Raw genomic sequence first — 20,604 nt, 5'->3', positions numbered from 1 at the left:
CCAGTTATGAACAAATATTTTCTTCAATTACTGATAGCGCTTGCGCTGCCGCTAGCTACGACGTCTCCGGCTAACGCCGAAAGCTTGCTGCAACTATGGGCGCATGTCGTGGAAAATAACCCCACCCTCAAGGGCAGCGAATATACGGTCGAGCAGATGCGTGCTCAACAAGACCAGGTATTAGCAAAATTGCTGCCGAATATCGGCATCAGCGGCTATTATTCCTATAATAATTATAATCAGAATGCCTCCGCTAACGGGTTTAATCCTTTCGGCGGTCAGGGCAACGCATACTACCCCGGTTTTCGCGGAAGTTTACAAATTGTGCAGCCACTATTCGATTTACCTTCCTATTTTCAATTGGAAGCAACCGAAAAACAGGCCAAACAGAGCGAACAGCAGGCTTTGGCGCTAAGAATGAAAGTTGCCTATGACCTTGTCGATCAATACCTTGGCATATTGGAAGCCAACGACACCATAGTCCAGCTGGAATCTGAACAGGCGGCCACTGATGCCCAGATTAACCGTCTGCGCCACATGCATGAACGGCAGATGGCCAAGGCCACGGATCTATACGAAGTTGAAGCCTATGCACAATCAATACAAACCGCGCAACTTGAGGCCAGCCATCAGAAAGCCATAGCCGCCGAAAAGCTTCGCGAACTGAGTGGAATTTTGCTACACGAATCCGACCCGCTAACGCAGGATACATTTCCCGAGATACAACGCAGTGCCGATGAATGGGTTCAAGAGGCCTTAAGCTCCAATCCGACGCTGCTATCGCTGCAATATGCATCGGAAACTGCTCAAAAAATGATTGCTAGTGCAAAAGCAGGACATTTACCGACAGCAAATGTCACTGCCAGCGAAATGTACGGTAATACCGGATACAACAACCTGCAATATCCAAATAATTATAATATTGCATCGCTGTATTTAAACATAAGCATTCCTATTTATGCTGGCGGCGGCGTGGAAGCGGCAGGACGGGAGGCCGTGAGCAAATACCAGATGTCGCGGGAAAAAATCGAGGAAGCCAGGCGCAATATCGAAAAGGAGACACGTAGCGCCTGGCTTAACGCTACATCCGGGCGAGCGCGCATAGAATCCAGCCGCCAAGAACTAAGCTTTCGCGAAAAGGCAAAAATCGCGCAAGAAAAAAGTTATGAAGTCGGCGCTGCTACCATTGTCAATGTACTGGACGCCCATCGACGTTTAATGAAAGCTAATACCGACCACTACAAGGCTCGATACGAGTTTATCCGCAGCTTGATTCGCTTACGCCTTAACGCCGGCTCATTAGCCGACCTAGACCTGGAAGCCATAGCGCCATGGTTTGGAACGCGGCGCGAAGCCACTTATCCAATTACTTCTTTTAAGCAAGATGTAAAGTAAGCTCGGAAATAACAAACGACCATGGTGACTCCAAGGCAGTACACAAAATCTTAAAGGTGTTCAACGCTGATGTGTCCTCTTCCGCAGGACAAAGAAGAATAGATAATCAATCATTTCTGCTCATCGTCAGCGAATTAGAAAAATAAATAGAAGTTTATGCAAACCTTTTATCTATTCAATGAGATTTTTTAAGACGTGACCGAAACAGTAGTAAACGAGGCAAGTCAGTCGAGATACGCGGAAGCGTGTCGGCTTTTACCGGGCCGCAAATCCGCCCCTTCGCAGGGGGAGGGGGCTACACGTCAGGGAAAGCCGCGCACTCAGAACAGACACAGGAAGATTTCTCTGCGCCCATCCAATAATAAGCTGATGGTCTCGCCTGACTCACCCTCTATCTTCCTCTCCTGCGGATAGGCGGAATAGTAGCAAACTTTCATATATTTGTTACTATCTTCCTAATATTCCGCATGCTACCATAAACAGACGTTTTTCTACTATTTATTAAACGAGGTACACAATGGCAAAAATTAATATTGATGGCAAGGAATACGAGTTTGACGATCTTTCGAACGAACAGAAAGGCCAGATTCTCAGTTTGCAATTTGTTGAGACTGAATTACAGCGTCTTGAAGCACAGATTGCCGTGTTCAAAACAGCGCAAATGGCTTATATTAATGAATTAAAATCGTTATTACCAACTACTGCCAACTAGTAAATACAGGCGTAACGTTCTATCAAACCTCGCGTCGCCAGGGGTAGAAGGTAGTAAAATAAATTAATTTATCTTGTTATTTCTCTACCCCTGAAAAGTCGGCACAGCACAAAAGATTTCTGGAGTGCTGAGCATCTATTCCAACCGCGTGCAGCGTTTTGCAACTGGTGATTGCAGCATTGATTCGTGATTGCTCAATCGCGCTTGGAATTGTAGATCCAATAACCGTCGCAGATAAGCCGACATAAGTTATAGCAGAAATACGAGGATAATATTTGAGGCTATTGTAGGTCATATCATCAACGACAATACCTCCCTTGGTCAAATCCACGCCGCAGTCCCGAACCAACGCCAGCGCGTCGCCATCAATGCCTCGCCAGTCCCGACCTAACGAGAGCGATGGACCTTCGTAGTCAGCCTGCAATTTTCCCATAAACCACATTGCATTAACTAGAAGGGAGGCAAGCACCACCAACCCGCACAGGCCATAATACAACAGGACCAACCCTTTCGCGCGTACAAAGACTTTACGAGAAAAGTATAAAGTCAACAGGATAGCCACTACGAAGTTGAGAAAGAATGAGCGATAGAAGTTTTGCGCTTTATCGTAAATAAACAAAAAAATTACCGGTAACGCAAACAGTACCAATACGAGCGCTTGTTCGCAGTTTCGTCGGGATGTCTCTTCAGCTACGCGTAATGAATACCCCGGCGCATATCGCCACCTGATCGCAAGGAATGCGTGTATAACAGGAACACACGCCGTAAGCAGCAAATTTGTCGTCAATACGAAAATAATACATAAATTGAGGGAATTAAGCATGCCCTGCAGCCAATCATTATCGATACTGATACCCGGCAGGTAATCAACTGCATAATTTTTATTGTATAAAAAAGAGCGGAGATATTTACTCAGTTTATCTACAAACCAATCGCTCAGCGTAGCCGATAACAAATCACGCTGATTAAACGTCATATTAGCCCAGAAGCTCTCAATTTCAGGAAACCCAGCACAGGTCGTATGATGAAACCTGATACCCGTAAGTGCCATAAGCGCTAACAAAATTAACATGATAACCTTGGCCAGTGACTTGCTGACGTCCAAACGAACGAGCTGATATGTCAGATAGAGCGTGAGAGGCAGGAACAATAGACCCTGAATGTGAACATACAATGAAAACAAGCAACTAATTAGAAGCAGGATGATTAATACATAGCGCACATTCGGGCGCGTGAGAGTAGTAGATGGGTGAAAATTTAATACCGCCAAACAGCAAACCAAATTCAGTGAATGGATATATTCGTAACGAGCCAGGACTAAACCAGAGCCGGCGACGCCTACTAAAGAAGTGATAGCAAGCATAGCAGCATAATAATTAATACCACGCACCGCATACCACACTGCGAACATTATGGCTGTCACAGTCGTGACAAATGGGAATAGACGCATCTCCACTGGTGAAAAGGTCAGATCCACCCAGGATAAGATCCACGCAGGAATCAAAAAAAGTAATGGGGTACCCTTGATGTTGGATTCACAAAGCGTATATAAGCCATGTACAACTCCCCCATCCTGAATATATCGTCCCAATTGCATACGGAATGCAATTTCGTCAGGATAAATGGGCATGACAGACCAAACAAAGAGAGCCGCAAGCAGGAATAACATGAGTAACCCCGCAAGCAACAGCCGTTCAGACCTTAAACCATGTGAACATCTACGCACTGTGCAATATTCGCAAACGGAAACAACCCGTCAAACAGCTACAGGGCAGAAAAAATATTTTGCAGCGGTTCGCATAGAATCCAATTGTGTTTCGAGATACAGATAAAATATACATGATGTAGATAAGTGTGTCTGTCTAAGCATAGTGAAATATGCGCTTGTCTCGCCGGCAACACGCTTCAGGGCTGGAAAACGAGCCAAAGTGTCTTCCACATCAGTTAGTCTTGTACACTTATGCACAACAGAGCTCCTATCGATAGTGAGGCAGCAGCGCTCATAATAATAATGAATTTTTCTGTCAACTGCCAACAGACTTGCAATTATCGAAGCCAAATATCTGTTCTAGGTTAAATTTACCGGCAAAGCTTTTTAATATAATCCTGATCCAGGATTTCACCTAATTTAGCAGCACCATGCGGATTCAAATGGTCCACCATGAAGGTGAAGTCATCTAAATTAAAGCGGGGATCCTGGCTATAGTCAGCAAAAGCCAAGCCGTTCTTTCTTGCAAAGGTATTGACCGTCATATTGAAATCGGCCAATTTTGACTGATCAAGATTTTTGTAATAGGTTTCGTGCTCAGGCAAATGAACAATAACAGCTTGAATATGTTTTTCGTTTAATAAATCAACCAAGACCTGCCAATAAGCGATATTGCGTTTAGCCGTATTAGGATCATAATCCCGGCTATGCGCTACTGCAGCATCTCGACCAACAAATTTATTCAAATCAGCCTTATCAACAGACGAAGAATTGTACCATCCCGTACGTTCCGGTACATAGTCGACATGACCGCTGAAACCGCTTTTGAAATGAGCGTACAAGGTATCGCCGTATAATGCAATTTTTGTGTAATTACGCGCATCTATTAATTGCTTAATTACTGAAAAAACACCATCATCAGGTCTTTGTAAAGGTAAACCATAGTATTGCTTATAAAAAAAAACCCTCCAATCCTGTGAAGTATTTAAAAGATCACTACCCATTGTATAATAAATGATCGGGAGCACAACCAATTTCAGCCTGGGAAGTTCATCGATATATTTTTCAACAAACTGCAGATCATAATACATACTCTGTGCGTTATAGGCCAAATTAAATCCTGTACAAGAGAACGTTTCCGGATTAATGCCATAATAAGCATTTGATGAACCCAGCGACAGAACTACAATATCGTTTTTCTGCTTTTCCAAGAAGTTTTTTTTGGATAGATAGTGCGTATCCAATTGCGAAAGACCAAACTCAACATAAGCAAGCAGCACCAATGCCGGCAAGGCGACAACAATTATCCGCAATAATACTTTAGCCATGATGTTTAAAACTGAAAATATATAAAAGAGCTGTGCTTGGTAAACCACGTTCCATATGCAACCATAAACAAGATAAACGCCTGGTAAATAAGGGTACGAGCATAGCGCGGCAGCGATTTAAGCGCTGGAGTCAATAAGTTTTCTGAATGTATCTTCTCGAGCGTAATCAGCGTTGCAATTAGAACAATTGAAAATATGAATTCATTACGCGTATGCCCTATGATCTTATAATCACCGATGTCATGATATAAAATCCTATCGAGGCTCCATGGCAATACGGCCAAACCACCACAGAGCTTTTGAAGTATCAATAAGGCATCGTCAATATTGCTGGCGCGAAAAAACACATAGCTCAAGCTGACAAGAAAAAACGTGCGAAGCATTGCAAGCTTATCACCTATAACAGGAGGGAATATTCGATTTCGTGCCTTGAATATCCTGGAGGCTCCAAGCTCAAGCGTCAATACCACTCCGTGCGACAACCCCCATACGATAAAAGTCCATTCGGCGCCATGCCATACACCACTTATTGAAAAGGTTACTATCAACGCGAATGAAATACCAATTAAACCGCGATCCCTCCAATTAAGCGCAAGCGGTTCATAGATATAGTCACGCAACCAGGTAGAAAGTGAGATGTGCCATCGTTTCCAGAATTCCGACATGGTCCTGGAAAGAAAAGGTAAATTAAAATTCCGCATCAGATCGTAACTAAGCATACGTGCGGTTCCGAGCGCGATATCCGAATACCCTGAAAAGTCGCAGTAAATTTGAAAATAAAAGAAGAATACAGCAATGGCGATAGAGGCTGCATCAAAATTATCAGGATTTTGAAAAACGGGGTTAACGTAGGTTGCCAGTTGATCGGCAATCACAACTTTCTTGAATAATCCCCAAGCCAGCAACATAGACCCTGACCTAAACCGCTCACTATCGAACCGAACGCTTCGGCGAAACTGATGCAACATATTTTGCGGTCGCTCTATTGGCCCCGCAACCAGCTGTGGGAAAAACATGACATAAAGCGAATAAATACCGAAATGATATTCAGGCTTCTGTTTTCCTCGGTAAACCTCAATTACATAGCTCAGACTCTGAAAAGTATGAAATGACAAACCTATCGGCAAAACCAGTCCAAGCGGATTCATGGTAATGCCAATACCCCATACATTCGAAATCCAACTTACATTTCTAGCTACAAAATCAAAATATTTGAAGAAAAAAAGAATCATGCAGGTTGTCACAATACTTGCGAATAAATAAAAAACCCTGGTACGTCCTGTACTACGTTCTATTTGTATTCCCGCGAAGTAGTCTACGACAATGGTTGCAAACAGGATTAATATATAATACGGGATAAACGCCATATAAAATAAACAACTGGAAAATAACAATAACTTCCAGCGATGGCGATCAGGCAAACAATAAAACAGCACTACGACCAAGGGAAAGAATATCAGAAATTCCCAGGAATTAAATAACATCCGCCCCACCGTTTAGAATGAAATTCGATGAGTTCAATTGCAACGGTGCTTTGACGAGAAATTCTACCAGTTCAGCCACTTCACTTGGTTCTACCAATCGTCCAAATGGATTTGAAGCTGCCAGAGAATCAAGCACACGATCGTCAGTGTCGGAAGTCAGACCGGTACGCATGATTGACGGGGAAATACAATTAACCGCAATGCCAAATTTCGCGTTTTCTACTGCCCACGCCTTGCTCATTGCATGGAGATACGCCTTGTTTGCAACATATTCTGAATACCCAACAGGGGGCCGGTTGATCAGATAGGAAGTCAAAATCGTTATTATTCGTCCTGAACGTTGTTTTCTAAATATTGAGAGACACGCCTGGGTAATATGTAAAATCGGAATAACATTAAGCGCGAAGCTGGACACCAGATCATCAACATTTGTTCTTTGAAACTGGACCGCCTTCAATGATGGCAGAGCATTGTTAATCAACACATCCAGTGTTAAACCATTTAATGCCGACAATAACCCGTCGATGCTTGCCGCATCATGAAAGTCACACTGGAAACCACGGCACCCTGGATTCTCCTTTTCAAGAACACCCGCTTCGTTGGCAGACTTATTGTAGGTAAAGTACACAGTATGCCCCGATTTCGCCAGTTTCAAAAGAATTTGACTGCCCAGGCCGGATGCACCTCCAGTAATGAGAATATTCATTTTAACAGACCTATTTGTAAGTTTCCCGTTGCAGCAGTCCGGCTCCCGATAATAAAGGAAAATTTAAAGACATAAACCGATACACTTTCATGCACTTCCTCAACCCTTGCCTTAAGCGTGACAACTTCCTCCAGATAGCAAGGATTGCGAAAATTGATTGCAATGGAATGAATGACCGTATTTTCTACCGGCAACAACTCTCCAACAAAACGTGAAAGAAATCCGCAAAGTATGTTCCCGTGCATAACCCTGGATTCAAATCCCTTGCTCCGTGCATATTCATCGCTTATATGCAGCGCATTTCTGTCATCAAAAATATTGATAAATCCAGAATATATTTTTTCGCTAATCTGGAAGTCAACAGTGAACTCTTGGCCTAATATCATACTTATTTTTGTTGCAGCAGCGTCTCAATCGAGTCGCACATCTCACCAACATTATTCCATCCTGATATTTCAGACGCCTTAAAGCGGATTTTGAATTTTTTTTCCACGGCTACGACAATCTGAATATTATTCAAGGAATCCCACTCATCAATATCTTTGGCTGAAGATGCTTCGGTAATCACAATTGATTCATCATTGAATATATCGTTGAATATATCATTTATGTTATTTAAAACTTCCTTCCTAATCATGCCGCACAACCTCAATAAAGTGCTCAACTTTAATAAAATCCGTGACGGGCAACACCCATAAACCGTCATCGGCTCGCGAATGAAAACCTAGATTTTCATAATGATTACTAACCAAACCATTTTTTCTTGTTGGGATATACTCACCTACTACCACCTCGCAGCCGCGAGCTATGGCTAAACAGATAATTTTATCCAGCACTACATGCTCAACGCCCCGCTTAAGCACACGGCAACTCATGAACCAGTTGTCAATAAACAGACTCGAACCCTTCTGACTCAGAACGACTGCACTTATAAGACCATGATCGCCCAACCTGTCCTCCAGGCTAAAGGCCATGCCGGCAAAGTCCGGATTCTGGCTGATCGCCCTCACTTCCTGCTCACTATAGCGTATCGTCCGCAAATTAAATTGATTTGATCGCTCACTAAGTTGAGCGACTCGAGGCGTATTAAAATTGTTAAAACCTGAAACTTTACATATCATGTTCAAGTTCTGCAGAAAATCGCCTTCATTTTCAAATTTACTTTGAAGCTGGCGCGTTTCAATTCCCCGCTGAACCATTAACGTTCTGTCAGCATCCAGATCGGACAGCGTACCAGCTTCAAATAAATTCAGCTCTTGCAAAAAATCCATATATTCTGCAGGATCATCAGGGAGATCTGGAACAGCAACTTCGGGTAACGCCGATTTGACAAGTTCACGTTCAAACGGGTTATCGTCGATAAATACCATTGAATCAAAGCCAATGTTAAGCATCGACTGTATATATCTTATATTAGTTACCTTATCATCCCAGTTGGCGATAAAAATCGAAATATCTTCAAGCCTCAACTCCATATCAGGGTGTTTTAAAAACGGCTCTTTCGCAATTTCGTCACTGTTTTTACTGCAAACGGCAAGTAATATGCCTCTTGACCGAAGCTCCTTAGCCCAGCGCTGTATTCGGGTAAATGCCTTCCCAATACCAAGCTCCCCGAGCTCTATTTTTTCCACCCCGTCATCACCGATCACCCCGCCCCATATCGTATTATCCAGATCCAGGATCAGGCATTTGCGCGCGTTTCCCTGAACTGAGGCAAGTATTTCGATTATATTTCTGGCGATTACCGGTAACGCTTCAACAGAATAAACCATGGATGATGTTACGTATAAACGGGGATCAAACAATTTGCTGCGGCCAATCCGGCTTTGCATAAGAGCTAGATCAAGAATATAAACGCTGCTGTCACCCTCAACCATATCCATTAACGCAATGTTGATGCGGCGCAGGCTGGACAAGAACGATGCACGATATTTATTGGCATTATTGCCATATACGCCGTCATTAATCTCGGCGTAATTCGAAACAATAATTTTACGGCCTACAGCATCTGCCTTCAGACATGAAACTATCTGCCGTATTTCCGTAATTTTGTCAGAAACAAACTGTTCTCCGATCCTGTGGTTGGCGGCATAATATTGCTTTTGTAATTCCTCAGCAGAGTAAAGAAGAAGTACAGCTTCAGGAGAAAATACATAGAGATCCGAGTTGGGATTCCTCACCATATGATCGATCTGATTAATATCGCTCTCAAATATTTCTAAACCGCCCCCCCATGCCTGCCCTTCTCGAGTCAGGGTTTTGACCAACAGCTGGGTTGCGCTATCGCCCAGGACCGCAAGTCTGTATGGCTTCGATTCAGTCTTTATACCTGTAAAACCGGACACCAAGCTGGCTGAAATCTTCATAATTTACTTCATTTATTGCACAATACTTAACTTCTTGTGGGTATGATTTTCAACGCAGCAATAACCCCAAGAAAAATTCCCCACAGCAAGACATAAACAAAAATCTCATTGTATGAATATTCAACGACAAACAGTTTGAACTCCAGCAAACTACCGGTGAATTTTCTTCCGGAATCAAATCCCTGCCCAACCAAAATATGGTTTAACAGAAATGTTGGCGCTGGCTTCATTATTTTCACCAAGGAGGTTCCATTTGTCCTTATATTGATATACTCACCATAAACAGCCTCAATATTGATTCGGTACATTTTTTCCGATTTCGATAACTGGGGTAAAACAACTGCGCCGGGAGAATTCCCTTGTTCAGTCGCATAAATAACGGCCGCATCCTGAGCGCTAAACTCCAGCCGAATACCGTCATTTAAATCGGCCGTTTGAAATAAATTTGGATATCCAGTTGAAGGAGGTATCATGGTATATGCGGCTGCAACCCAAAGATGAGGCCGCACATATTTGCGGCCCAGCCTGATCTCTACTACTTGCCCCGGTAGCAAATTTTCTGCCATAACGGTCTGGGTTTCAAGCTGGGAAAAAAAGCGTATCAGCGCACCGGGGAAAGCCGAATAAACAGTAATAACAAATATCAAAGTGGCAATACATGCGCTGACTGTTTTAGTTACACGTTTCATCGTAGTAGTCTGGATTCCAGCTTCATCCGGCAGTGATTTCTTATTTTATCCTTATTTTTCCAAATCTTGCCCAGATAAAACTCAAGAAGGCACCCAAAAAAGCTCCAATTATACAAGCCTGCCAAAGCTGTTTAAACATCCGCCACTCCATAACAGAAACAGGTTGCGCTAATCGGGTAGGTTTGGAGTTTAGGCTGGAAATGTTTTCTCGAAGCGCGCGAAGATGGTCACTTTTAACATCCATATCATGCAATATGACCACTGTCGCCAGTCCCGCTATTAGGTTTTTTTCATCATCAGGATTTTCCCCTTTATGAGCATTCGCATTAATTATCGTATCCAAACGTCTTGAAATCATATCGATTTCAGACTCAAGCGCGGTAATTTCGCGTTGAATGCTGCTCACATCTTCGGAAAAAATATTTCCATGCACATACAATAGCTCTCCAACCACTGCGTCAAGCGCGGATCGAACAAGCGCTGGCGATGTACCATTCAAAGTGATCACCAGAGCGTCTGAATTCCTGATGCTTCTAGTCTTGAAGCCCAAATCGCCCTTGCTATATATCAGCTCCGCTGCTTTTTCATTTTCCAGTTTTTTTACAACAGCCTGCACAAAAGATGGGGATTTTAACCGTTCAATTACTACTTGCATTTCTTCAATACTCGCATTTTCCAACCCTACCGTAATACTTGTTGTTTTTTGCGAGCCTTTAACCAGCACAGAACCTACTTTTATCAGCGCCTGCCCTTCCCATCTAACCGGCTGGACAAAATATGCCACCGAGCCGATTAATGTCCCCAGCAGAGCGCTTATCACGTACTTTGCTATTTTGTTGTTCAGATCAGACATACTTCATCTTCCTTTATCGACAAATTAGCGCTACGCATAGCTTCGACAGTCCGATTTGAAAATTTTCTAGTAAAAAACTCATAATTTAGAAAAACTAGCAACATGATATTCGCAACAGGACGTACTATGCTGCCTAGCCCAAGCGACCAGTCTATGTAACGATTCGAGCCGGATAAATATGCATAATGGATTCCAAAATTCATATTCGCCAGCGCGATAATATCCAATGGCATCGACATCATCGACAGTATCCCAATATACAACCATGAAAAACGCATCTTAATAAAAATTGGAATCAATACGATATACAAAATCAACGTGTAGCCGCCAACCGAAACACCCAGATTAGTTGTAACAACCACAAGCAAAGCAAATATTTCCCCGTCGCGCATTTTCTGAGCCTTCAGAAATACTGCAACCACAGAGACAATGATCAAAACCCATTTCGTTGCTTCAATTAAATTAACGGCCAACACCACGTCAAATACGGCATAAGATAAAGCATAGGCACTTCCTTCCGGATCCTGCAATACATACGAAAAAGCGGACACGCTCGACGGCAACGCCATCACCTCGCCCACAGTAAATAAATCCTTTGCCTGCCCAAATCCTATGATATTTGTGAAAAAGCACAGGAAGTTCTCATCGAGAACCAGCCCTGTCGCCAAAAAAACCATGAATGCGGCAATCGAGCAGAACAAAAATCCCTTAAGGTTTTTTCTTATCAGAAAATAAACCATCAGCACTGCAAAATACGGCTTGATATTAATCAGCAGCGCAATGGACAGAATCCGTTTAAAACCAATTTCAGATATTGCGGCAACCAACAATACCGGACATAACACGACGATATTTCCCCTCTCCATGGAAAAAAGCATGGGGGCACTGAGTATTATCGCGACATAGATCAGAACTTTTTCCACGCTAGCAACCGATTTCCATTGCCTTGCATGCATTATTATGGCGGGAGCAACAAGACATATAAAACAGAAACCCGCAATTACAAAAGGAGAATCGTCGCGCATTGCCAACGGCCCGCCGTCAGGCGCGGCCCCAGCCAGGGCAATATTAATCAACTTCAGAACCAAAAAGCTTAACGGGGGGTAGACGGAGCCCCATTCGGTATAACGACCGCTATCATATGCCCAATACATCGGATTAAACAGATCCATAAATGTATTGGCCTTATCGTATATAAAGGGACTCGGCAAATATCCGTTTTCCATAAAATACAGTATGAAATAGATAAAACCCGCAACATTGATCAGTGCAATTACACCTGCGTATATTACCCTCCTGCCAGGAAAGCCCTGATTAAGTCCTTCGGCAGGCTCAGAACGAACGGCAAATGACTGTTTCCGTTCATGGTGACCCCTTCGACTACGCTCAGGAGAGTCTTGTAGAACCATGAGCGGTAACTCCTTATTCAGCGTCTCCCTAGACGTGCCACCGTTTTTTGTACGATCAATCAAAGTTGATTCTCTCTTTTTCCACAACGACAGGGCGACGCTGAAGATAGGTGTGTATTGAACCGATGTATTCACCCAGGATACCGATAAACAGCAGCTGGATTCCGAACAGAAAAAACAGGCCGATAACCAGCGGCGCCATGCCTACGGAAAACATATCCCAGAACATCAGTTTTAAAAACAGGAAAACCATGGCGACAATGACACTCATCGCCCCCAGCGCGAAACCCATAAATGCAGCTATCCGAATCGGCATTTTCGAATGACTGACTATGCCGAGCATGGCAATGTCGTACAAGGTATAAAAGTTGTTTTTCGATATGCCGCGCAATCGTCTGGGTTGCGTAAACTGGATAGTCTTTATTTCGTAACCCAGTTCGCATATTAAACCCCGCAAAAACGGGTAAGGATCGTCAACTTTCCGTATATTATCCAGCACCTCCCGGTCGTAAAGTCCAAAACCGGTTGAGTCCGCCACCAGCGATATATCGGAAATGTCATCCAGAAAGCGGTAATAGGCTTTGCGCAAGGCATGAACCCAGGCGGTACCCTTACTCACCGGCTTTGTGGCCATGACCAGTTTGTAGCCCGCCTCCCAATGTTCGATAAATTCCGGAATCAATTCCGGCGGGTCCTGGAGATCGGAAGCCAGATAGATGGTGGCTGCTCCGCTGGACTGAAGTATGCCGTAATAGGGCGAGCGGATATGGCCGAAGTTGCGCGTGTTGACGATGATTTTGACCATGGGATCGGCCGCCGCCAGCGCCTTCAGGCTGGACACAGTGTCATCCTCGGAATGGTTGTCGATAAAAATCAGCTCGAAATTATATTTCGTGAGACCGGCAACTGCGGCTTTTATTCTCTTATACAGCTCATCCACGTTGTCCTGCTCATTGTAGCAGGGTGTTACGATGCTGAGCAGCGTGCGGTTTTCGCGCATTATTTTTCATCCACTGTCGGTGTTGCAATGGTAAGCAGGTTGCCTAGTTTAAGACCGGGCGTGAGATGGCCCAGGTCAGGCACTGTCCGAGCTTTAATGCCGAACGCCCAGAGCAGATGCTTCAGGAGAAAGTCGGCCTGAAAGTAATTAACTGTTTTAGTCTGCCGCAATACCTTATAGCCGGCCGCTTCCAGCAAAGCTTGCAGCGTTTTTGGGTTATATACCTGAGGGTGCTGCAAGCAGAACGCCGGCCATCGCCAGCCGGTAATACGCCGTAAAAGCGATGCTTCATCATGGGTTACCAGTAACAGATGAGCCCCGGGCGCCAGCTTTCTCCGAAGTTCGGCAAGCGTTGACACCGGATCGAGCAGGTGATCCAGAACCTGTATCATCACCGCTACCGAAGCTGAGCTATCCGGCACATTGGCAAAGCCGAACATGTCATGGATGACGTGGAACTGCCGTCCGGATACGACTTGACTCAGCGCCGGAAGCACATCCCGGTTCGGCTCGAACAGCCAGTATTGGTCAAACCGCCCTTCGCGTACACAATTTTCGGTAAATAACCCGATATCCGGCCCCACTTCGATAAATCCGCCCTTCAATTCGGAAACAGCTTTCAGTTCCGTAAAATAGCCGTATTGAGTACGGCGCAAGGCATCAATCGGCACGTCGGACATGTTCGGCGGCATCTGTCCGTAGAGGCTTTCCAGCTGCTGCTCATTGAAAAAAACCGGCGCGTATAACAACCCGCAACCGCCGCAGCGCGCATAGGTGAAAAATATCTTCTCTTTGAAGAATCCATTCCAGTGGCGCACCAGCGCCTCGAAGCCCAGGGACTCCGCCCGTACTTCCGAATGGATGGCGGGTGACTGAAGCGTTTTACTGCCGCACACCGGGCAAACGCGGCTGAGAAAATCATTTTGCTGCATTAACTCGCTACCTTGGTTGAAGAAAATGTGATACGACTATGCCAGAAGTAGCTGGTGATTATCACCAGAACGGCAAAAATGGTCTGTGCCCAAACCGGGTTCATTCCGGCCAGTTCCACCAGAGCCGGTAAAGCGGCTAAATTTACCAGAAAATAGGATACATGAAACGAGACAAATTTAAGGAATTCTCGCAGAAAATTCCCGGAAGTCCGAAACACCACAAACTTATTGGTCAAAAAAGCGACGGTCACGCATATTATCTGGCTGATAGTCAGAATCATCAGATAATGGAGCTTCAGCGGCAACGCTAGAAAATAAAGGGCAGGGTAGACAGCAAGGCCTACGGCGGTATTGAATGCGCCGGCCAGCAGATATCTTATCTTCGTCTGATGCCGTTTGGCAAAATCCAATGTCCCGCTTTTCTTTGGCTGCCGGCCATGATTTTGTTTTACTCTTCTTCCGTGCGCCGACCGTTGCGAATCCGCTACGTTTCTTTTTAGCTCTGCTCTGCGGCCGGACTTACTTCGACTCCGCCGCCTTCGCCCCATTATTATGGTTCCTCCATCAAATCAATCAGCATATTATCACGCAGTTCATCACGAGATAGAAACGGTGAGAGGTCCTCAAGCGCAGGTGAAATTATACGTCCATCCGCTAACGGTTTCGATCCCAGCTTGGGCGCGAACGGCTGGTTCTCGTCCAATATAATCTCGCATACCGCCGGACCATCCACCGCCAGGGTGTCCGATATTGTTTGATTTAAATCCTCGTGACGCGAGCAGCGTTTATAGGGTAAATCGAAAGCGGCGCTCAAACGGCCAAAATTGGGGAAAGTCACGCCGCTCCTGGGGCCGCCGCCAACCTCCACCCCGCCGAAAAAATTACGATGGGTCTGAAAGATTGACACATATCCACTGTTATTGAGGATGAATATTTTAATCGGCAGCCGGTTTCCGGCGATGGTTTGCAGTTCCTGCAAATTCATCATGATGCTGCCATCCCCGGCAAGACAAACGACGGGCTTATTGTCCGCAGCCTTGCATGCGCCTATAGCTCCCGGTAGATCGTAACCCATGGTAGCGCAACCGGAATTGGTCCAAAGCCGCTGTCCCGGCTTCAGTTTGGCGGCCTGAAAACTTACCACGCACGCAGAACCATTCCCCGCTACCACGGTTTGCCCTTCCTGCAACAGGTCAAACAGAACATCAATGAAACAGTAGGGGTTGACTCGCTCGTTGTTCCAGTATTCAGGCAGCACCACGGGGAAGCGTTGCCGGCGTTCCTTGCACCATGCCAACCAGGCTTTGTGCTCCTGGCCGGGACCGGCGTAGAACCGATCGGCCAGTACCGGCAACAGATCGGTCAGGCTGGCCAGCACCGGCAGGTCGGCCTTCACCGTAGGCTTCCGTAGTTCGACTGGGTCAATGTCAACCCATATTTTATAGGCCTCGCGCGCGAACGACTGCCAGTTGTAACTCACCTGCCGGATATTAAGCCGGCTCCCCAGGATAAGAAGCACATCTGCGTTCTGCACCGCGAAGTTTCCGGCGCGATCGCCGATCGTGCCGGGACGCCCCACATAGTTCGGGTGCTCATCCCAAATGGCGTCATGGGCGTTCCAGCCCGTTACTACTGGAATGCCCAGTTTATTAACCAGTCGAATGAAGGCGTCATGCCGCCCGCTCAAGCGCACGCCGCCGCCTGCGAAGACTACCGGGCGTTTTGCCGTAGCTATCTTTTCAAGGATTTCAGCGGCGGCGGCGTTGAGATCCGTCTGCCGCCAAGGTTCATTGAGCTCGGACGGGTCGAAACCGGCCAGGGTTTCCGGGTCGATTTGAGCGCCCTGCACATTCAACGGTATGTCGAGCCAACAAGGACCCGGGCGCCCTGAAACCGCTAAATAAATGGCTTTCTCCAGATGGTAACGGATCGTCCGCGGGTCGGTTACCATAACGCAGTACTTGGTGACGGGGCGCACCAGTTCTTCAATGTCGAGTTCCTGATCGCCAAACTGGCGTAGAGGTAATCCGGTGCTGCGCACGGTGGTTTCCCATTTTACCTGACCGGACAGCACCAGCATGCCGATGGAATCCACCCAGGCGCCATACACGCCGGTGATGGCGTTGGTGCCGCCGGGACCCGACGTGACATTGACTACCGATAAGCGGTTGGTAAGCCGGTAATACGCTTCTGCCGCAATAGCGCAAGCCTGCTCATGGTGATTAAACACGCACTCGAGTTCCGGGTGAGTACCCAGGGAGTGGTTAAGATGCATGGCCCCCCCTCCGGTGACCATGAAGACATGGCGAATGCCATGAGAAGCCACCTTTTGGGCTACGTAATCCGACAGTTTCATTTTCTCAATTCCCATTCCAACCATGCTGATCGCGGTTATACGTATTGCCTCGTCCAGCGAGACAGTTCTGCATTGTCCTAAGTTACGACCGGTTCGAGATATATCCGGCACATTAACGATCAGGGTTTCATTCAGTGCCAGAGGTGCCTGAACCTCGTATTCGCCATTTCTCAATACATAGGCATCTCATTTGGAAAGGCCCCCGCCCACACTTTTTCCACCGCGAAATCCTGCGATCTGCGGGTTGCCTGAATTACGGTATCAAACATTCACCGTAGATCTTTTTCGTTGAGCTTCTCGCGAGCATCAGTTGAATCATGGACGAGAAGTGCAAACTCATCCGATGGTATATCGAAGTTACTAACATCACCCCTGATAAAACAAAATCTGGGACAACCAACCGAACCGCACGTCTTTACAACGAAACCCCGAGGATTTCGCTCCAAAACGACAACCTGTATACCAAGGCCAAGTGGCAGGTCAACAGATGTAACTTTCCTGCCCACGCTCCTCTGGTAAAAAACTATATCGCACCACGCAATAACAACCACACTTTGCCGCACAAAACCTGTAATGTGTAATGGGGATAACTCCGTCTCAAAAAGATAGCGCGCACCCTGTCTGCAGATATTGGCTAGTTCATGACACCTGACGCGACATTACCATACAATGTCGGTCCTACGGATGTAATCTGAGTGCCGTTGAGGATGAGCTTATTAGCTGAAGAGCTTCCGGTCAGTACATACGGATTTATGCCTGAACAATTGAATTCATTAAATGATCCGGTATCATTAGTCTCATACCCTACGCCGATTTTACCAGCTACCCCATTCATGGAGCAGTCAAATTTGCATCGAGTAGAGGTGCCAGTGATCCACACCCCGGCAACAGCATTGTTTCCGATAGATTTGATACGATCTGAAAAACGGCTATCAGATACCCCATTCAAGTAGATACCATATGCAGACGGCTCAAGAATCACATTGCGTGAACCGCTGGTAACATTGGTAGAGTTATGCACGTACAGCCCGATACAGCCACTAGAATTATCCAGTACATACTGACACCCATCTATCCCGACAGACCCATAATTGCTTTCTATCTGTACGCAGGCGTTGGGACCCGTCGCATTCACCGGAGCGAAGTAACTGTTACTCAGTGTTATCGACCCATTATACGCCATTCCCGTTATGTACACGCCTTGGTATAGAAACTGATCGATAATCAGGTGGTCAAGGAAACAATCATTATTCGTAAATGATGAGCCGGTTGATCCGCTGTCGCCATAAATCGCGACGCCGACAGGGACGCCTGCGGATTCAAAACGGTCAACATAGGTGTCCGAAAACTGATTATCCAGCACTAGGCCTTGAAAACCGGGATTCATTTGCCCAGGGGTGAGTGCGCCTATACCGACAGAATTGTTGGTCAAATAAATCGAAGCGTTGCCGCCTGCAGCACCAAGGGATGAGGTGCCGTCAACATAGAACCCCTTCCATGAGTCAGTGCCCAAACCACTGCCCGCCACAGTGCGAGAGGCATAGCATCTATCAACACGGTTAGATACTGTACCTACGAATATGAATCCGATCATGGATTCCGCCGAGCGAACGTTGTCGATCGTTGCGTATAAGTTATAGGAAGATCGAATACCCGCACACCCCGAAGCGATGACCGGCTGTAACGCTCTTGCGACTTCCAAGTCTCGGATACTCAAATCCTGCGTCATATTGTTAATTGATCCAGGGAATGTATTTGTGCCAAGTAATACCACATCGCCATTGTGACTAGCTACAAGTATCGTACCGCTACCTGCCCCTGTACTCCAGTCGCGACCATAACCGGCCAATTTATGACCACTCACATTCAATTGAAGAGTTCCGCTTAATGTATATCCACCAGCCTGCAATTGAGTAAGCGGAAAAGTGGTATAGCATGCAGTAATCGCCGCCAGACAATCCATACCCGTACTGGTAACTGCACCGAACCATTCCGCGTATCCAATGCTATTGTACCCAGATGCGGCTACGATCCGGGCAGTCCCAAGCAATTGGAATATCTGCTGTACTCCTGCGTTGATTGCTCCGTTGAAAGTAATGACGACGCCGGAACTAACTTTGATGCTGGCACTTGGGAGAAATCCCACCCCCTGATTGAAAGTCAAATTACTGGACACCAGATACGTCCCCGGCGCAAATATGACGCCGCCCGGCGAACCTATAATCGCGCTACCAATTGCAGATGTGTCGTCAGTAATGCCGTCGCCAACCGCACCGAAAGTCTTAACTGTAGCGAAAGAAGTGCCTGCTAATGTCGAGTCTGTCATAGCTTTACCCCATTAAGTTATTAGAATACGGCTGAAAGAACTTCCCAGCTTGACTATATACCCGTTCGTCCTGAGCTTGTCAAAGGGCCGCTCATAGGTAAACGTCCAGCCGTCCCGTCCACATAAAAATACCGCATCCTTCATTCTTTAATCTTTCTCTGGGGAGTCGAAGCATGGATAACAAGCGAGCAGAGCAGATACGTCATATCGAGTAGTGGCGCGCCAGCGGCTTGAATCAGGTCGAAAATAGCCGTCGAAATGATCCAAAGCCGGCTACCTTCAACTACTGGGTGAGGCGTCTGGATGCCGGAACGTCCGGCGCTGATCTACTTTCTCCTTAGAAGCTGTTCATAATCTTTTCAGTAATAACGCCAGAAAGGCCAAATGGATAAACTGCAAGCCGGTATTGAACTCGCGCTCGCAGTTTTTCCATAAACCCCGGCATTTTTCCAACCAGGCGAATGAACGTTCAACCATCCGGCGTTGAGGTATCACCGCAAAGGTATGTAGCTCGTTACGCCTGGCTGCCCCCGGTTTCTCTTTAACCGCCCGGGCAAACGGTTGTCCGCTGTAACCGCCATCCACCAATACGCTACGCACCTGCTGAAGATTCGAGAAACATCGATCGAAGGCCGCCAGCGCTCCCTGGCGATCGGTTACTTCCGCCGTGCTGACCGCAATCGCATGCGGCAGATCCTGCGTGTCCACGGCACTATGCCGCTTGATGCCTGAAACTTTTTTGCCCGCGCCGTAGCCTTTATGCCGCGCGCTATCCGTGTTCCTGACGCTCTGCGCATCGACGATCAAAAAGCTTGTCGAGGCGTTGCGCCCCTGTTTCATGCGGGCCTCTCCCACTCCCGCTCTACCATGCCAATGTTACGCAATCCTTCCCAGCGCTCAGGGTGTGGCAAGGTGCTGAGGTTTTCGCAAATCCAGTGGCGACGAATCTCCATTCGCCCATGCCCTTTGTCTATTTCCTCGGCATAGCCATACTTGATGTTTTTGAAGCCATCGTTTCGCGCAATCGTGAAATAATCATCCACCGCTTCGTACAACAAAGGCTGGTTCTCTTTGGGACCCAACACATATTCACCTTTCTGTTCAATTATTTGCCTGGCAATCGCTGTTTGACAGCCCATGGCATCTATCGTGACGATGCAGCCTTTCAATTTCAGTAGTTCCAGCAATTTGGGAATGGCGGTGATTTCGTTCAACTTCCCGGTAGTGGCCTCGTACCCAAGCACCATTCGATTGGCGCAAGCCCACGAACTGACCAGATGCAAGGGCGATTTCCCCTGTTTGCGGTCCTTCGATCCTCGCGAAGTCTTGCCATCTACCAC

At 46.4% G+C, this 20,604-nt stretch carries 18 protein-coding genes and 2 pseudogenes; 3 read left to right on the top strand and 17 right to left on the bottom strand.

Annotation, left to right across the window (positions count from 1 at the left end; genetic code table 11):
• Positions 1 to 6 precede the first annotated feature (6 nt).
• Together F6R98_RS01080 and F6R98_RS01075 are read left to right on the top strand one after the other, a co-directional pair.
• A complete protein-coding gene (locus tag F6R98_RS01080) occupies positions 7 to 1,395 on the top strand; it encodes a TolC family protein (RefSeq protein WP_153247367.1) in 1,389 nt (462 codons plus the stop codon).
• A gap of 517 nt (positions 1,396 to 1,912) precedes the next feature.
• Positions 1,913 to 2,107 carry a DUF6447 family protein gene (locus tag F6R98_RS01075; protein ID WP_153247366.1) on the top strand — a complete coding sequence of 65 codons (195 nt, stop codon included), beginning with the start codon at positions 1,913 to 1,915 and terminating at the stop codon, positions 2,105 to 2,107.
• Between the two features lie 76 nt (positions 2,108 to 2,183).
• Here F6R98_RS01075 and F6R98_RS01070 read toward each other — a convergent pair whose 3' ends face one another.
• From F6R98_RS01070 to F6R98_RS01000, 15 genes are all read right to left on the bottom strand, one after another.
• Positions 2,184 to 3,776 carry a hypothetical protein gene (locus tag F6R98_RS01070; RefSeq protein WP_153247365.1) on the bottom strand — a complete coding sequence of 531 codons (1,593 nt, stop codon included), beginning with the start codon at positions 3,774 to 3,776 and terminating at the stop codon, positions 2,184 to 2,186.
• Positions 3,777 to 4,186: 410 nt separating this feature from the next.
• Positions 4,187 to 5,143, bottom strand: coding sequence for a hypothetical protein (locus F6R98_RS01065; RefSeq protein WP_153247364.1), 957 nt, complete (start codon positions 5,141 to 5,143; stop codon positions 4,187 to 4,189).
• 5 nt (positions 5,144 to 5,148) lie between these two features.
• Entirely contained in the window at positions 5,149 to 6,627 is a 1,479-nt protein-coding gene (locus F6R98_RS01060) for an MBOAT family O-acyltransferase (RefSeq protein WP_153247363.1), read from the bottom strand.
• Entirely contained in the window at positions 6,617 to 7,333 is a 717-nt protein-coding gene (locus tag F6R98_RS01055; protein WP_153247362.1) for an SDR family NAD(P)-dependent oxidoreductase, read from the bottom strand. Before F6R98_RS01055 ends, F6R98_RS01060 begins: the two co-directional genes overlap by 11 nt.
• Positions 7,330 to 7,719: a MaoC/PaaZ C-terminal domain-containing protein gene (locus F6R98_RS01050; RefSeq protein WP_153247361.1), complete on the bottom strand. Its 390-nt coding sequence runs from the start codon at positions 7,717 to 7,719 to the stop codon at positions 7,330 to 7,332. The genes F6R98_RS01055 and F6R98_RS01050 overlap by 4 nt, the downstream gene beginning before the upstream one ends.
• A gap of 2 nt (positions 7,720 to 7,721) precedes the next feature.
• Entirely contained in the window at positions 7,722 to 7,970 is a 249-nt protein-coding gene (locus F6R98_RS01045) for an acyl carrier protein (RefSeq protein WP_153247360.1), read from the bottom strand.
• Positions 7,963 to 9,699 (bottom strand): HAD-IIIC family phosphatase, encoded by a 1,737-nt coding sequence (locus F6R98_RS01040; protein ID WP_153247359.1) that lies wholly within the window; start codon positions 9,697 to 9,699, stop codon positions 7,963 to 7,965. Before F6R98_RS01040 ends, F6R98_RS01045 begins: the two co-directional genes overlap by 8 nt.
• A gap of 26 nt (positions 9,700 to 9,725) precedes the next feature.
• Positions 9,726 to 10,388, bottom strand: a complete 663-nt coding sequence (locus F6R98_RS01035; protein ID WP_153247358.1) for a hypothetical protein — start codon at positions 10,386 to 10,388, stop codon at positions 9,726 to 9,728.
• Between the two features lie 40 nt (positions 10,389 to 10,428).
• Positions 10,429 to 11,241 carry a GumC domain-containing protein gene (locus tag F6R98_RS01030; protein WP_153247357.1) on the bottom strand — a complete coding sequence of 271 codons (813 nt, stop codon included), beginning with the start codon at positions 11,239 to 11,241 and terminating at the stop codon, positions 10,429 to 10,431.
• Positions 11,229 to 12,650 (bottom strand): DUF2029 domain-containing protein, encoded by a 1,422-nt coding sequence (locus F6R98_RS01025; RefSeq protein ID WP_153247356.1) that lies wholly within the window; start codon positions 12,648 to 12,650, stop codon positions 11,229 to 11,231. Before F6R98_RS01025 ends, F6R98_RS01030 begins: the two co-directional genes overlap by 13 nt.
• 55 nt (positions 12,651 to 12,705) lie before the next feature.
• Complete coding sequence (locus tag F6R98_RS01020) at positions 12,706 to 13,650, bottom strand: glycosyltransferase family 2 protein (protein ID WP_153247355.1); 945 nt, start codon at positions 13,648 to 13,650, stop codon at positions 12,706 to 12,708.
• Positions 13,650 to 14,582 carry a class I SAM-dependent methyltransferase gene (locus F6R98_RS01015; RefSeq protein ID WP_153247354.1) on the bottom strand — a complete coding sequence of 311 codons (933 nt, stop codon included), beginning with the start codon at positions 14,580 to 14,582 and terminating at the stop codon, positions 13,650 to 13,652. The genes F6R98_RS01020 and F6R98_RS01015 overlap by 1 nt, the downstream gene beginning before the upstream one ends.
• On the bottom strand, positions 14,582 to 14,992 hold the full coding sequence (locus tag F6R98_RS01010; protein WP_228125017.1) for a GtrA family protein: 411 nt from the start codon (positions 14,990 to 14,992) through the stop codon (positions 14,582 to 14,584). Before F6R98_RS01010 ends, F6R98_RS01015 begins: the two co-directional genes overlap by 1 nt.
• A gap of 140 nt (positions 14,993 to 15,132) precedes the next feature.
• Positions 15,133 to 16,938 carry a thiamine pyrophosphate-binding protein gene (locus F6R98_RS01005; RefSeq protein ID WP_153250848.1) on the bottom strand — a complete coding sequence of 602 codons (1,806 nt, stop codon included), beginning with the start codon at positions 16,936 to 16,938 and terminating at the stop codon, positions 15,133 to 15,135.
• 634 nt (positions 16,939 to 17,572) lie between these two features.
• Positions 17,573 to 19,264, bottom strand: a complete 1,692-nt coding sequence (locus tag F6R98_RS01000; RefSeq protein ID WP_153247352.1) for a glycosyl hydrolase family 28-related protein — start codon at positions 19,262 to 19,264, stop codon at positions 17,573 to 17,575.
• Between the two features lie 227 nt (positions 19,265 to 19,491).
• Here F6R98_RS01000 and F6R98_RS22670 point away from each other — a divergent pair.
• Positions 19,492 to 19,605 (top strand): annotated as a pseudogene (locus tag F6R98_RS22670) (hypothetical protein); the annotation flags it as partial.
• A 7-nt stretch (positions 19,606 to 19,612) separates the two neighbouring features.
• Here F6R98_RS22670 and F6R98_RS00995 read toward each other — a convergent pair.
• Together F6R98_RS00995 and F6R98_RS00990 are read right to left on the bottom strand one after the other, a co-directional pair.
• A pseudogene (locus F6R98_RS00995) lies at positions 19,613 to 20,119 on the bottom strand (IS5 family transposase); the annotation flags it as partial.
• Positions 20,101 to 20,604 carry an ISAs1 family transposase gene (locus F6R98_RS00990; RefSeq protein WP_265588142.1) on the bottom strand — a complete coding sequence of 168 codons (504 nt, stop codon included), beginning with the start codon at positions 20,602 to 20,604 and terminating at the stop codon, positions 20,101 to 20,103. The gene F6R98_RS00990 and the pseudogene F6R98_RS00995, both read right to left, overlap by 19 nt.

Source organism: Candidatus Methylospira mobilis (genome assembly GCF_009498235.1).
In the GTDB taxonomy this organism is placed as follows: Bacteria; Pseudomonadota; Gammaproteobacteria; order Methylococcales; family Methylococcaceae; genus Methylospira; species Methylospira mobilis.
Note: the sequence above shows the minus strand (reverse complement) of the source record. Positions and strands in the feature narration are given on the sequence as shown.